Below are 14,469 nucleotides of genomic sequence, written 5' to 3'. Positions count from 1 at the left end.
GGAGATACGCGACGACATCCACGAAGCCTTCCTCACCCTGGGATGCGCACTCATCTGCTGGCGACGCCTGAAGTCATTGCGTTAGGAGTTCTAAGGATGTAGGCGACGAACGCCCGCCCAGCCTTTGCCGAGCTTCGTCCTCCTCATCGTTGCCGGTCAGCCCGCTGACATCCTTCGGACTGCCGAGCGTGGATACAGCCGGCGCGAGCGGCGAAAGGACGGCCTACTCAAAAGAATAGGCCGCCACTGCGAATCAACGGATTACGTCGATACCTCCGGAATACGGAAGACGATCCTCGAAATCGCATGCCGCGACAGCCCGAAAAGGAGCCTTCCACAGAGCATCCAAGCACCTGCCGATAGCGTCCATGAATTCTGCTGCACTGCTCCCTGAAGGCTGCGTGCACTCAAGGACGGATGGCCAGCAGATGAAATCGGAGCTGCGCACTAAGTCGATCTCGTAGTCGTTGTGTGCGACGTACAGCTCAAGCGCTGAAGTTTCGATCTTTCTGTACCTCTCAACGCCGCCTCCGAGACTCTGCTCGACGCAACGAAAGATCGCTTCTCTGTTTTCCGAGTCGACGTAGATGGAGCAATCCAGGCTCGAATCAGAAAAGCCGTCACTTGATGCCGATGAACGGTCCATTGTCGAAAGCTCCTCCCATCTTGATGATCGATACGTCAACGTGGCCCACTTCGTCGCCCAGAATGTCCTGGATCTGACTGCGCAACCCGCTGAGCTTTGGCACCGAGTCCCCCGCTGTGATCTTACCGGTCTCGACCGCCCAATCCCTGGTACGCGCCCTGGCGGAATCAGGCTTCACGTTCGACCAGCGCTTGGCAACCATGGCGTCGAACGTCTCCGGTGTCACACGCACGGCGATGTCCAGGTCGGATGCTCCTGTTATGTTGCCTGTCACGCGACTCCCTTGAACCACGACGTTCGCTTCGAGGTCGAGGCCCTTGCGGAACACATTTCCGATGTCCGAGAACTGCGATCTGGTCACACCTTCTGGAAGACGAACCATCTGATTCCAGCGAGTTCCTGGCCTCATACCGAATAGTCCCAGGGATCCGCCAGTCATTCCTGTCATGATACCAAATTTGTAAAGCGAGTTGCGGGCACTGCAGACCCACTTAGGATCGCCTGAGGGGCACGGTAGATCTTCGATTTCATTTGTACCTGTCGACTGGGGAACGGTTGCACAACTGCTGGCCATCGCCCAGATACACACGCCGTTCGGCGTCTCGTAGATGTAGTGCGGGCGGACCTCACCGAGTTGCGGCACTTCGGCGAATACGATCACGTTTCCGGAGCTGTTCGTGGAAGCCGTGCCGCCCTGGCCACTGCTTCCTCCGCTCAGTCGCCCGTCTCCATATTCACGCCCGTGCTTCTTTTCCCACTCCTCAACGGACTTCGTGCCGCCGCAGATCCCGTCCTGCATGCATACGGCTTCACCCGTGGGGTCGCTGGAGGTGACCGGGGTGTTGTTGGCGTAGGTGTAGCCGTTGAGTGACTGGTGCTGGTCCAGGGTCAGGAGTGGGTCGACGCTGAGGAACTGGCCGATGGCGGGGTCGTATTCGCGGGCGCCCACATGAGTGAGTCCCGTTGCGTCGTCGGCCGTCTTACCGAGGAATCCCTTGTCGTCGGGCCAGGCAGTCGGTTTGGTGCCCCTCGGGGCGCCGAAGGGGGTGCTGTAGCGCTTGGTGACCGCGTATGTCCCCGAGTCGAGGGTGATGCTGGAGGTGCCGTGCTGGTCGGCGGCCAGGAAGCTGAGCTTGGTGCCCGAGACGCCGGACGTTGCGGTGCGGACGGCGATGGTCTGGCCGTCGGCGGTGTAGGAACGCGTGCCGGAGACGGTTTTCGTCGTGCTTTTGGTGGTGACGTGCAACTCCGTGCCGGCGCCCAGGTACAGGACGGTTTCGCCGTCCGTCTTGGCCCGGCGGATCAGCAGCTCGCCGCCCGCGTCGTAGAGGTAGGTCGTCTCCTTCGTGCCTTCGGTGAGCTTGGCCAGGTTGTCCTCGCTGTTCCACACGAGGTTTTGCTGGGCCGTCGGGCCGGGGCGGGAGGTGGTGTTGCCGCTGCTGTCGTAGGAGTAGGTGGCCGCGCGGGTGCCCGTGGTCTTGTCGAGCGTGTGGGGTTTGTTGTCCGTGGTGTCGTCGTAGGTGTAGGCCGTGGACTTGTCGCCCGACGTGGTGTGCTGCGTCTCGGTCTTGCGCTGGCCTGCGTTGTTGTACGTGTACGACGTCCAGTACGGCGCCGCCCCGTCGAGGTTTGCCACCGTCCGGCCGGAGGCGGAGCAGTTGGCCGTCTTCGGGGTCCATGCCTCACTCAGGCGGCGGTTGCCGTCGTAGGAGAAGCACTGGTAGTCGGCCTTGGTCGTGCCTGCCTGGGTGGCGGCGTCGAAGATGGAAGTGACGTTGCCGGCGTCGTCCTGGGTGAACTTCAGCTCCTGCGGCATGTAGCCGTGGACGTCATCGGTGACGTAGGAGCGCGTGAGACGTCGGGTGCCCTCCTCGTAGTCCCAGCCGAGGTATGCCTTCTTCGCCGAGGCCGAGCCGTCCATGCCCAGGGTGAGCTGGCGCAGGTCGCCCTGCGGGGAGAAGGCGGCGCCCTGGAGGTAGCCGGTGGTGCCCTTGGCGGTCAGCTGATGGCCGGTGGCGTCGTAGGTGTAGGACACCGTCTCGGCGGCCAGACCACCCGCGGCAGGAGCTGAGTACTGGCTGATGGACCCGTCGAGGTTGTAACCGGTGGTGAAGGTGAGCTTGTTGGGTACGTAGCCGCCGGTGACCAGAGGGTCTGTGTCCGGCAGGTTCAGCTGGCTGCCGGTTGGGTGATACATCGCATCGAAGGCCGTGACCTTCTCGGTGTACGCCTTGCCGCTCACGCCGCCGTCGTAACGGGTGGCAGTGTCCTGCTGTCCCTTGGCCACGTTGTCGAAGCCCCAGGCCGCGAGCTTGCTGGCGTCGGTCTTGTCGGCCTGCCACATCCCCGTCTTGCGGCCGAGCAGGTCGTAGTCGTAGATGAGCTTCTTCGAGTCGTCCTTGTTCGGGGTGGTGCTGACGACCTGGTCGAGGTCGTTGTACTCCGTCTCGGTCTTGCCCTTGTCGGGGTCGGACGCTGTGACCTGGCGGCCGAAGAGGTCGTAGGTATACGCCCATTCGGTCTGGTCGGGGCCGGTGACCGACTTCTGCTGGCCGGCCGGAGTGTAGGTGAAGTCGGTTGTCGTGAAATCCGTGCCGGTCGCGGTGGACCCCGCGTACTCGCGACGTTGGGTGGTCTGGCCGAGTGCGTCGGTGACCACCGCGGTCGCTTGTCCGCCGGTCGGAGCGCTGGTGCTGACGGTGTCGCCCGAGTAGGCGGTATTGATCGTCCAGCGGGTGACTCCGTGGACCTTCGTCTCCGCCTTTTCCGGCCGAGCCGCGCCGTCGTAGGTGGTGTCGGTCTGGATGGGCGCCTGGCCCCCGGAGGTCTCCACGGCCTTCGAGCTGGGCGGTGAGGTGCTGTCCCAGATGTCGGACTGCTGGCTGACCGCGAGACCGCGGGCGTCGTAGAGCGTCAGGGTGATGAGCCGGCCGCCCTGTGGCGTCGGCGCCTGAGTTTGGCGCGAGCGCAGGAGGGAGTCGTAGAACTCGTAGGTGGTGTTGTAGCCGGAACCGTCGTTCTTCAGGGTGCCGGTCGACACCCACGACATGGTCGATTCGTCGCTTGTGACGTGGTAGTCGTAGACGTAGTTGGGGGTTTTGCCGAGGAGTTTGGAACGGTTGGGCAACCAGAGTTTGACGATGCGGCCGAGGCTGTCATATTCGCTCTCGGTGACCTTGTTGTTGGGGTCGGTGACCTTCAGCGCCGCCCCGGTGGCGAAGTCCAGGACGGTGGTTGTCTTGTTGAGCTTGGCGTCCAGGACGACGGTCGACGTCAACGGGCCCGCGCTCTCGGGGAGGTAGGTGGTCGAGGACACCGGCGTATCGTGGGCGTCCGTGACGACCTTGGGACGTCCGAGAGTGTCGTATGTCGTCGTGGCCGCCTTCTGCCACAGGGGGCTGTCGTCGCTGGCGTATCCCTTGGCGCGTCCCGTCCAGGTGGGATCGCCCTTGGTGGGCTTCTGCGACGGCGACCAGGCAGTGGCCGAGGTGTCGTCGTAGACCGTGGCGGTATCGGAGACGACGTCGCCGGCGCGCTTGGAGTCGGCGGGCAGATCGAGTGCGGAGTCCGCGACCGTGCAGGACGCGGCGACCGTGCGGGTCCGGGAGACGAGGGAGGTGATGCCCTTGGCGTCGTTGCGGGCGTACCAGGTGCGGGTGCACTTCTCGTCACCGGTGGTGGCGTCGTCGCCCTGGTTGTCGACGGTCTCGGTCATGCCGTAGTCGTCGTAGGTGGTCTTCACCGTGTCCACCCGGTCGAACGGGGTGAGTTTGCTGGTGATGTTCGTGCGTGTGTGGGTGGCGGCGGTGCGGACGTAGTAGGCCTCGGTGTCCGCGTAGGACTTGTGCTGGGTTGCTGTCCGCTTCGACCAGGGGTCGTTGACGGTGCCGCCGACTTCGGCGTCGCCGTTGTAGGTGACGGTCTCGCGGGTGAAGCCGGCGTACTGGTCGGAGTCGGTGATCTCGGAGGCTTTGATGCCCGTGACCGTCGCGGTTTTGCGTTTGTTGTCGTCCGGGGTTTTGCCGTCCGGGCCGAGTACTCGGTCACCGTTCATGCCGCGCAGGTAGACCGTGGTCTCTTTGCTCTGCGTGTGTCCGGAGATACCGGTGAGGTGGGTGACCTGCTGGTAGCCGCGCCAGATGGACCAGGTGCGTTCCTTTGCGGGGGTCAGCGGGTCTTCGTCGTAGTGCCAGGCGCCGCCGCCTGTGTACTGGTAGGTGTGCTGTACGGCTTCCGAGCCGCCCTGGGGGTCGGTGGTGGAGACGGCCTGGACCGGATATTTCTGGAACCAGTCGAGGATCGGGGTCTTCTCGCCGTTGGGTGACCAGTACACCGGGTAGCAGCGCCTGGTGTTCTCGTCCACCTTGGGTTTGCTGCCTCCTGCTGTGCAGTCGGCGTCCATGTAGGTGACGATGGTCTGCGCGCCGGTCTCGGAGGTGACCGTCTTCAGGCGGGGCCTGTTCAGCGGCAGGATGTCGTCGCTGGCGCCGTCGACCCGGTTCGGCATCATCACGTGGTTGAACTTGACCGGGTCCAGGGAGAGATCGGTGCCGCGCTTGCCGGTGTGCTTGATCTCGTCCAGCCACAGGGACTGGTCGGTGGAGTCGCCAGTGTCACCGGGGTCGAGGTACAGCTGCTTGAGGGACCATGTGTCCACCGCTTCGAAGGCGGGGGTGGCAGCTGCCGCGTTCCATGCGTACGTGGTGATCGCCGTCATGCGTTTGCGGGTGAAGAAGGCAGGGCTGACGTTGCCGGTGCACTTGTCGCCGTCCTTGCAGACCGCGTCGAACGGGACGTCCGGCCAGTTGTCGCGGGTGTCCTTGGTCAGCGAGTCGCAGCCGTTGCCTGAGGCGAGGCAGCGTTCGTCGTAGGTGAAGACCACCTTGTCCGAGGCGGCCGGGGAGGCGGAGAACAGGGTGCCTGCGTGCTGGCCATAGCGGATCTCCTTGAGGTAGCCGCCGCGGATGTAGTCGGTGCCGGTGTTGTCGTCGCCGAGCATGTCGTAGTTGTTGTGCTCGGCGGTGTACCAGTAGGTCATGGCGTTGCCGTGGGTGTCCTCGGCGTAGTCGAGGTTCCACCGCCATGCCTGTGTCTTGTGCCGGCCGGAGAAGGAGTCGCCGCTGCTGTAGCCGGGCTCGCCTTCGTCGTCGCCGAAGACGGGGACCGTCCATACCGACTGGGTGCGGTCGTCCGAGCCGGCGCCGTCGAGTTTGTTCAGGCCGAACACGTACTTGGTGCCGTCGCCGGTGATGACGGTCCAGTACTCGCCGTCGTCGTCGCCGTTGTCGGCTCCGGTGGAGTGGATGACGGTGGAGGCGTCGTCGTCCGCGAGCCGCCACTTTCCGCTGGTGTCGTCCTTTACCAGTTCGGTGGCCTTGCCGTTGAGGACGAGGGAGGCGTTGTCGTACTTCCAGCACAGGTCGTACTTGCCGTCCTGGCCGTCGTCGTCGCAGGAGCCGTACTTGCGCTCGACGTAGGAGGAGGTGAGGTCGAAACCGGTGCCGATCTGGCTGCCCTGGTTGTTGGTGTTCGCTGTCTGGCCGTCGATGCTGCCTGAGTCGTAGGAGATCGTCAGGTCCGGCTGGGGGCCGGCGGCGGCCGGGGGAACGCGCAGGGGGTAGGACCAGGTGAACGAGCCGGAGGAGCCGCCCGCTTCCCATGTGGAGGAGGCGGACAGCGGCGTCGCCTTGTAGTCGCCGGCGCCGGACTTGGTGCCCGCTGCGACGGCCAGCAGCGTGGACTGGCGACCGGAGGCGAGTGTGACCGGTGCGGAAATGCTGTCCCTGGAGCGGTGGTTGACGGAGTCGAGGGCCACGCGCTTGTGGCACTTCGCGGTTGCCGCTTCCTTCGCGGTGCAGTCAGTCAGGCGTGTCAGTTGCAGCCGGCCGGCCCAGTCACCGCCGTAGGCTGCGGCGAAGGCCGCGTAGCCGATGCCGAGACGGACCTTCCCGCCGGCCTGGGGGCCGGTGAGCTTGAGGACGACGCCCTTGACGCCGAGTGTGGCGGCGGTCTTCTGGTCGAGGACCTCGACCGTGAGGGACTTGGCCGTCTTGCCCTCGCCCGGAGCAGTCACTGTCACGGGCAGGGAGCCGGGAGTGGCCTTGGCGGTGCCCGTGTGCGGGACGGTGAGGGAGGCTTTGCCGGCTTTCGGCCAGGTGATCTTGCGCTGCTGGTCGTGCCGGGCGCGGTCGGCCGCCGTCCGGTCGGCGTCGGCGGCCTTGCGCACCGTGGCGGCTGCGGTCTTGTTCACCTTGGCCGTGAACGGGCTGACCTTGGTGGCCTGTGGTGGCGTGAGGTGCGGACGTCCCAGCGGGCCGGTGTCCGCGGCGAGGGCGACGGGTGTGAGGAGGCCGGGCAAAAGCGCCAGGCCCGTGGTCGCCGCGATGCGGCGAGTCCAGCGGGATCTGCCTCTGCTACTCCTGCGGCCTGGTGTCTGCCTGGGTATGCCAAAGGTTTTCAAGGCGGTTCTTCCTACGCGGCGCCAGGCTGTGTCGTGCCGGGCGCATGCCGTTGAGGAGGAGATGAAAGGTGAGCGGGGGTGTCCGGGCACACCGGTGCCGGGCGGCCCGCTCCAAGAGCGGGCCGCTTTGCGGGTGAACCGGTGTGCGTCAGGCGCTGTCGGGGGTGGCCAGTACCTGCGAGCGGATCTGATCGGCGCTCAGTGCCCCGGTCCACACGCGCAGTGACTCCAGGGAGCCCGGCAGGTAGTAGCCGGTGGATCCGCCGGCCGTTCCCCTGCCTGCGGACAGCGCGCCGCTGCCCTGCTGTGCGGCGGAGAACCCGGGGTTGTCCTCGCCGGGCTGCTCGAGGCCACCTACGTACAGGTGCAGTCGGCCCATGCGGTTCTCGGTCTTGGACGAGTCCGCGGGGTCGGTCCACTGCCACGGCTCCTGCGCGTCGAACACGCCGGTGACGTCCACTCCGGTGTCCACTTCGGCGAGGTCGCCGGCTGCCACCTCGGCGCTCTGGGAGATCTTGCCGTCCGAGCCGACGGCGGTGCGGGTGAACTTCCACTGGTAGGTGCCGTCTGCGGGTTTGACCACCCACAGCGCCCACGAGGACTCGCCGCCGGCTGCCTGCCCCGCCACTTGGGCCTGGTATCCGACCGGTTTGGCCGCCAGTTTGTCGGCATCCAGCCTTACGTGGGCGGAGACGGTGAACGAGCCGGTCTCGTCGGTCACCGGGCCGGCCGCTGATGCGTAGCCCGAGGTTCCGTCCAGGACGAGGGCGTTGTTGTCCTCGTCCAGCATCGCGCCGGCTGACGACAGTGCCAGCGCCGGTGCGGGGTAGGGGGTGAGTTCCTTGACCTGTGCGCCGGTTGAGGACGTGGCGTCCCAGTCCGCCACGAGTTCGTTGGCCGCCACGCCGTCCTGGGTGAGTTCGGCTTCCTGGGCGATCTGCTCGGGGCTGAGGGCGTACTGCCACACCGAGACCTCGTCCAGGCGGCCGCGGAAGTTGTCGACCCACGTGCCGCCGTTCAGGGAACGGCCGAACTGAAGGCCGGCGGAAGACGTCCACGGCTGGTACGCGGTGGACAGGTCGTTGAGCACCACCGGCTTGCCCTGCGGGCGGCCGTTGACGAACAGCTGGATGGTGTCGTTCGTCTTGTCGGTGTCACCGTTGGCATCGAAGACGGCTGCCAGGTGTGTCCACACGTTCAGCGGCGGTGGCCCGGTGTCGGCGATCGAGCGGAGGAAGACCGGGTTGTCCTTGACGTCGGCGGCAGTGCGGTTGAAGACCCACTTCTTGTAGGTCGACGAGTAGTACAGGGTGAAGGCAGAGGCGTTCGTGCCCGGTGCCGACAGCACCACGCGGTTCTGTGAGGCGTCGGTCAGGTAGACCCACGCCGAGACGGTGAAGGAGTCCTTGGTGTTCACCGCGGGTGCCGCGGTTGCCGCGTAGCCGTCGCGCGTGTTGTCGGTGCTGCTGTCGTTGAGGTACAGGGAGTAGTCGGACTCTCCGCGGCGTCCGAGGGTCGACCAGCCAGTGTGTGAGGTGTAGAGCGTGGCGTCGTGCCGGGTGCCCTCTGTGGCGCTGTCCTTGGCCACCGTCACACCGGAGTTCGGGGCCGCGTCGTCGAAGTGCCAGCGACCGACGGCTCCGGGGGCCGGGGCCACCTTGAAGGTGAACTCCGCGGGCGTGCCCCACCGGTTGTGGACGTCCTTCGCCCGTACGGAGAGCACTTGCGTCCCGGACAGTGGTGGTGTCACGTCCTTGACGTCGGCTTTGAGTCCGCCGGTGACCTGACGGGCCGGCGTGGACAGCAGCTTCCACTCGTAGGCGGTGACATCGGTCTTGCCGCTTGTGATGTCGGCGGTGTTGGGCTGGAAGGTGAAGGAGCCCGGCACACCCGGTCCTCCCATTCCGGCGCAGACGTCGGCACCGCATTCGGTGTAGGGGGAACCTGCCGCGATTCGGGGGGCCTTGGGCGCGGACGAGTCGATCTTGAAGTAGCACCAGGAGCTGTAGGGCGACCACAGGTCCCCGCTCTTGCCGCTGTACGACCAGTGTGACTGGGTGCGTGCCTTGTACCGGTACAGGCCCCCGTCGGCGCGGTCGCCGGTGCGCATTTTCTCCAGTGTCTCGTCCGGGTGCCAGCCCGTGTCGGGCATGTGCCCGGTCCACACCTGGTGCCAGGCTGCGTCGTCGCCGCGCTCGACCACGTACTCGGCCTGGAGTGAGCCCTCCTCATCGCCCTTGTGTGCTTCGACCTGGGTCTGGACACGGGCCTGGACCATCGGGTCCTTACGGGTGACGATCAACGGGTCGGAGGAGGACTTGTTGCAGTAGGCGGTCTTGCCGTCGCCGGGGATCAGGCCGACGTCCGTGGGTGTGCCGGGCTTGTAGGCGAAGGTGACCTGCAGTTCTGCGCTGTCGTCGAAGCGCTTCCAGGCCCGCGGGTCGTCTTCGTCGTGGGCCTTGAGCATGAGGGTCAGCCGGCTGATCTTGCCGTCGGCGAAGGAACGTGCGGTGCTCGTGAGGTTCTCGTTCGATTCGTCCGGGTTGTCGTGGAACTCGATCCAGGCATCCGGCTGATCGGGACTGCACAGACTCCCGCGGCCGGCCGATACATAGCGGTCGACCATCAGGTCCAGTTGTTTGGGGCCGGGCCACCGGGTGCCTTCGGAGATGTTGTCGGTGCGTTCCAGGTCCACCCAGTGGGGGTCGCAGTTGAACGACCACGTCTCGTGGGCCCGGAAGGTGGCATCCAGCACCTGCTTGCCGGCCAGCTTGGTGGGGGCGAACTCGAAGTACATGCGGTCGACGTAGCCGCCGCCGCAGTAGTAGCCGTCGGCGGTGCCGCACTTGCCGACGCCCTTGCTCCCGTCGAACATCCAGAACTTGTCGCCGTCCGAGGAGATCTTGGTGCGCTCGGAGACGCCCAGCCCGACCGAGGGGTCGATGTAGACGGGGTAGACGGTGTTCTTGCCGCGCAGCAGGTCCAGGTCCGGGTGCACGGCGACCGTGCCGTCGTCGACCTTCACCGGCAGTACCGCGGTGGCATCCCCGTCCCCAGGCTGTGAGGGATCCTCGTGCGCCTGGCCGTCTTCGGGTCCCGCGACATCAGTGCGCATGAGCTGCGTCTGCGGGCCTGACGCGCTGTCGCCGGCCGAATCCCACATCTGGCCGGCCGGGCCGCGGAAGACGGCGTTGCCGTCCTCGTCGACGGCCCGCAGACCGCCGCCGACGCCCGGGACCACGGAAAGTCCGTCTCCGGACGCGGTGAGTCTGACCTGTTCCAGCGCCGGGTTCTGCGCGGCCTGGGGCGTCTTGACGACGAGGACCTCGCGGTAGCTCTCGGCCGTGGCCGTCAACTGGAGGTCCACGCCGTCGAAGACGTCGGCATAGGTGGCCGTGGCACCGTTCAGAGTCGGCTTGGGCAGATCGCCGGTCCAGCCCAAGGTGACCGATCGCCCGTCCTTGCCCAGACGGATCATGTCCGACCCCGAGCCGCCGCCGGAGAAGGACAGGTCAACCACCGCGCCCTTGGGCGCTATCCGGCCGTCCGCGCCGCGCTCCAAGGCCGGATCGACCGCACCCCAGTCACCGTCCCGTTCCTTCACCCGCTGGGGCGTGGTGGACTGCGTCAGGGTGAACGAGCCGTCCGGGTTCGCCTTCGTCGTGGAGTACTCGGTGCGCTCTGCCGTCACCTCCACCGGTTCCCCTGACGTCGCGGCCCGTGCAGCGGCAGCGGTCTCGTCCACCGGACCTGAGCCTGGAGCGCTCGACATGGGAGAGGCAGCCGCAGCGGGCGAGCCGGGCAATACCGCAAGTACGAGCGACGCCACGGCGCCGCCCAGAAGGCAGGCGCGTGTTCTTCGCGCCCTCCGCACTGGCATCAGGCCAGCCCGCCGAGACTCCACGAAATCCCCCCTGTGTATGCATCTTGTAAAGATCTCGGAAAGTAAACGATGCGTGATCATGCATGGTCAACCAGGTGTGGCGCTGATCACACAGAGGACTCACAGTATGAGCAACTCAATTCAGCCATCGGGTTCTGAGCCGTGCACCCGGTAACCCTCGCACCGGTCGCAGAGCCGATCCCCCCGCCGCTCCTGCCGCCCGCACGCAGGGACCAGCCGGACAGATGCCAGCGCCGGTCCGCACCGCTGGTACCGGGGGCTCTGTTCAGCGAGCCTCTCGGCCGTGCCGGCGTGGCCATTGACGAGATCCATCCGGCGCGGCAGACGCCTCCGGGAACCGACGGGGCGCCGGGATCACGGAACATGACGTCGACGCGCGGTGCGCACGCGCACGAACCACCGCTCCCCTTACCGGATCCACGGGCATGCACACCCGCGCCCGACCCCATCCAGGCACTGGAGGATGCACCAACCGCCGCTCTCGGCGACCTCGGACTGGAGCGAGCAGGCCCGGCACCGGCTGCCGGAGCCGCCCGTCCCGCAACCCGTGACGTCGGCGTCTCCCGCATGCGGCGCTGGAGCACCACGAGGAGGGTGACAAGGGGTTATACAAGGGTGGGAACTGGGGCCTGCTGGTCCATCGACAGGTTCGGGCCGCCCTCCGAGCGGGAGAGGTACCGGGACAACCTCTGCCCGCTCCCCCAGCGCCATAAGACTCCGGGCCCGCTGTCAGTGCCCGGGGTCTCCTAGGTCAGCAGCGCGGCATTGCAACGGTGCCCGTACTGGACGTTCTCGCGCACTGGGTGCTTCCCGGTCGGCACAGGGGGCCATGGCGGCGCGCGCAGCACGGCACAAGCAGGACGCGAGGTCGCGCAGTGCCCCGGACCCAAAACCGGGCATCACCTGAGCCACGAGAGGCGCCCATGCCTGCACCGCTTACCGCCGCGGACCGGCAGACAGCGCTGGGGCTACAGCACCGGGTGGCCCGGGCAGCCGTCGTTCTAGCATTCTGCAGGGGCTGGTTGATCAGGGGGGAAGCCATGGACGAACACGAACTGAAGCGTGCGGCCGACGTGGGACTGGCACAGCGAGAAGCCGACAAGCGCACGGTGGAGCGCATGCAGACCATTGCTCTGCGGCTGTTCTGTGTCGCCTTCTTCCTCGGTCTCTGCGGTTGGCTGCTGAACAACCTCTGAGCCAGCCTCCGCCGTCATCGCCGCCTGCTGTCGGCGGCGGCCATGGGATACAGGTGACGATGCGTGCCGTCAGGGGCGTGCGCCCCATCGTCAATACGTCAACTTCACATTCAGATGACGGCGGCCCTCGCCGAGACCGCCCAAGAGGGCGGGGCCTGCGCTGCGACGCCCGGTATCGGACGCCGCCCCAGATTGGTCTCGAAGTACGCCACGGCGGCGCTGACCGATGACCACCAGACATCGTCGAGCAGCGCGATGCCGCCAGGACGCACGATCTCGCGCGCTGGCTGACGGGACCACCGACCGGCCAGCGGACGGCCGCGGACTGGTGCCTACGGGCTGCTCGACCCCCACCCGACGCCCGGCTTCGCGGAGTTCCAGCCGTTCTGCTGAGACGGATGAGGCGATCCAACACTGTCCGAACACCGCAGCCACCAGAGCGAGAACAAGTTCCTTCATGAGCAGACATCATCGTGGCGGCGGCCGTCAGGCGGAATGGGGCGTCTCACAGGCCTGGTTCCACAGCGCAAGAGACCCCTCAGGGCGAGTCCGGAACCCCTCGGCTCTGACTAGCGCTGAGATTCCGACTACAGGAGCACAGTCGGCGCTGGCCCACTTGGGGGCCCTCGGCAGATGTCAGCCCACCTGCCCAGCTCGAACGGGCCAGCCCCCTCCACGACAGGCTGGCGCTGTACATCCGGCCGAAGCAGGAAGAATGGTTGTAGGCCAGAGTTCAGCGTCTCCACACTGGCGATGCACGCGCAGAGGTACAGATGGGGTGAGTGTCTAACTGCGTGACAACGCCGACGAACATCGGCGGACGAGCACGAACGTCTGCGGGCAATCAGTGCAGGTGAGGCGGGCAGCAGCCCAAGGCAGCACCCTCATCCCAGTTGCTTCGGGACAAAGAGGTCCTGGGTTCAAGTCCCGTAACAGCGAAGGAGAAGTATCGGCTCAGGGCAGTGGGGCAGCCGGTCTACGAAGTGGGCTGGCTCTCCAGCAGTGTCTCTGCCGTCAGAGTTCCTGTCAGCGTGCCCGTCAGCCATTCCGCGAGGTTCACGCCCTGGGACCAGCACTCGCCTTCGTGGTTGACCCACATGACGCCCGCAGGATCGCGGAAGTCGACCAGCGACCAGATAGTGCAGCCCCAGTCGTAGATCAGCACCAGGCCGGACGGGATACGGCCGGATGGGTCCGGGCCGTCCTGGTACAGCTCGGCGATGTCCGCAAAATTGCCCTGCGCGGCCCCACCGCGCACCCCCAGGATGCCTTCGTTCGGGCCGAATCCGCCGTTGGCAACCTCGACGTACAAGCGCCGCAGGAGAGGAGGCAACGGGAACCCGATGACTTCTTCCGCCGCGGCGGCAGCCTCCGGTGTTGCGGGCGGGGGAAAAGTCTCGGCCCGAGCTGAGATACGCAACGCCTCGACAACCTCGTCATCAGTCATGGGCTCAGACTCTCAGCCCGGACTGGTCGGACGTGCCAGACGCGTGCCAGATCCTGCGGGCGGACCCAGCAAACCGCCGCCGAGAAACCCAAGCTTCCCAAGCTGATACTCGGGCCGAGGTCTGCTTAGATCTTGTGCCCCGCGAGCGAAGCTGTGACCCTACCTGCCCGGTCCCCCGCATCAGCCTGTACGACCTCGACTCGCCGACCTCACCGATCCCCAGATGAACGAATCCGCGCGGCGGTCACCGGGGGGCCGGTCACGGTGAGCACATGGCCGGGCACCCCCAGGACTGCCAACCAGACGGCGGCGGACTCGGCATCCGGGACGGTGAGGGACGGTTTCGGCGCTGGGTGCGGGTGTATTGGTTCGGCCTCACCGCCGGGTCATTGGCCCTTGTCACATGTTTTTGAGGTCGTCGGCAACGGTGGAGGTTGGGGTGTGGAGGATGGCGTCGAACGCCTCAAGGATGGGGGTGTGGAGATAGGCGCTTTGGATCCGGATGCGGTCGGGGCCCGGGGCAAGGTCGGTGTTTCCATCTGCCTCGTGCCGGCGTGCCTGGTGGAGATCGGCGATGCTGAGCCCGAGTTCGGCGTCGGCGAAGGCGGCTTCGATGCTTCCCGGTTCGGCCTGCTCCAGCGCGGTGGCGTCGATGGTGAAGCCGAAGGGCGTGTTCTCGTTGCGGGGCATGTCCGCGGTATGTCCGGTGGTGCTCACCAGGCCTAGGTTCTGTCTCTTTGGTCAGCGTCGGGTCCAGATGAGGATGGCGGCGAGGTGGAGTGCGGCCTGGTAGGCGATGGCGAGTTTGTCGGTCCG

5 protein-coding genes are annotated in these 14,469 nt (G+C 66.3%); 1 reads left to right on the top strand and 4 read right to left on the bottom strand.

What is annotated here, in order from left to right; translation table 11 throughout:
* Positions 1-620: 620 nt before the first annotated feature.
* On the bottom strand, positions 621-7,013 hold the full coding sequence (locus tag AB0N90_RS37305; RefSeq protein WP_365203908.1) for an RHS repeat-associated core domain-containing protein: 6,393 nt from the start codon (positions 7,011-7,013) through the stop codon (positions 621-623).
* 241 nt (positions 7,014-7,254) lie between these two features.
* The gene (locus tag AB0N90_RS37300; protein ID WP_365203906.1) at positions 7,255-10,878 is read right to left on the bottom strand and encodes a LamG domain-containing protein; all 3,624 of its coding nucleotides are present in this window, start codon (positions 10,876-10,878) and stop codon (positions 7,255-7,257) included.
* 1,172 nt (positions 10,879-12,050) lie between these two features.
* Between AB0N90_RS37300 and AB0N90_RS37295 the strand changes: the two genes are divergently transcribed.
* Positions 12,051-12,206, top strand: coding sequence for a hypothetical protein (locus AB0N90_RS37295; protein ID WP_365203905.1), 156 nt, complete (start codon positions 12,051-12,053; stop codon positions 12,204-12,206).
* Between the two features lie 976 nt (positions 12,207-13,182).
* Here the strand turns inward: AB0N90_RS37295 and AB0N90_RS37290 are convergent.
* Together AB0N90_RS37290 and AB0N90_RS37285 are read right to left on the bottom strand one after the other, a co-directional pair.
* A complete protein-coding gene (locus AB0N90_RS37290) occupies positions 13,183-13,653 on the bottom strand; it encodes an SMI1/KNR4 family protein (protein WP_365203904.1) in 471 nt (156 codons plus the stop codon).
* 399 nt (positions 13,654-14,052) lie between these two features.
* Positions 14,053-14,370, bottom strand: a complete 318-nt coding sequence (locus AB0N90_RS37285; protein ID WP_365203901.1) for a hypothetical protein — start codon at positions 14,368-14,370, stop codon at positions 14,053-14,055.
* Positions 14,371-14,469: the final 99 nt, after the last annotated feature.

Origin of the sequence: Streptomyces sp. NPDC093018 (genome assembly GCF_040684035.1) — a bacterium.
GTDB lineage: Bacteria > Actinomycetota > Actinomycetes > Streptomycetales > Streptomycetaceae > Streptomyces > Streptomyces murinus.
Note: the sequence above shows the minus strand (reverse complement) of the source record. Positions and strands in the feature narration are given on the sequence as shown.

What these genes read in the sequence shown, in the direction of transcription:
- AB0N90_RS37300 (WP_365203906.1), bottom strand. Translation starts at nt 10,878, where the DNA reads ATGTCGAGCGCTCCAGGCTCAGGTCCGGTGGACGAGACCGCTGCCGCT.
- AB0N90_RS37290 (WP_365203904.1), bottom strand. Translation starts at nt 13,653, where the DNA reads ATGACTGATGACGAGGTTGTCGAGGCGTTGCGTATCTCAGCTCGGGCC.
- AB0N90_RS37295 (WP_365203905.1), top strand. Translation starts at nt 12,051, where the DNA reads ATGGACGAACACGAACTGAAGCGTGCGGCCGACGTGGGACTGGCACAG.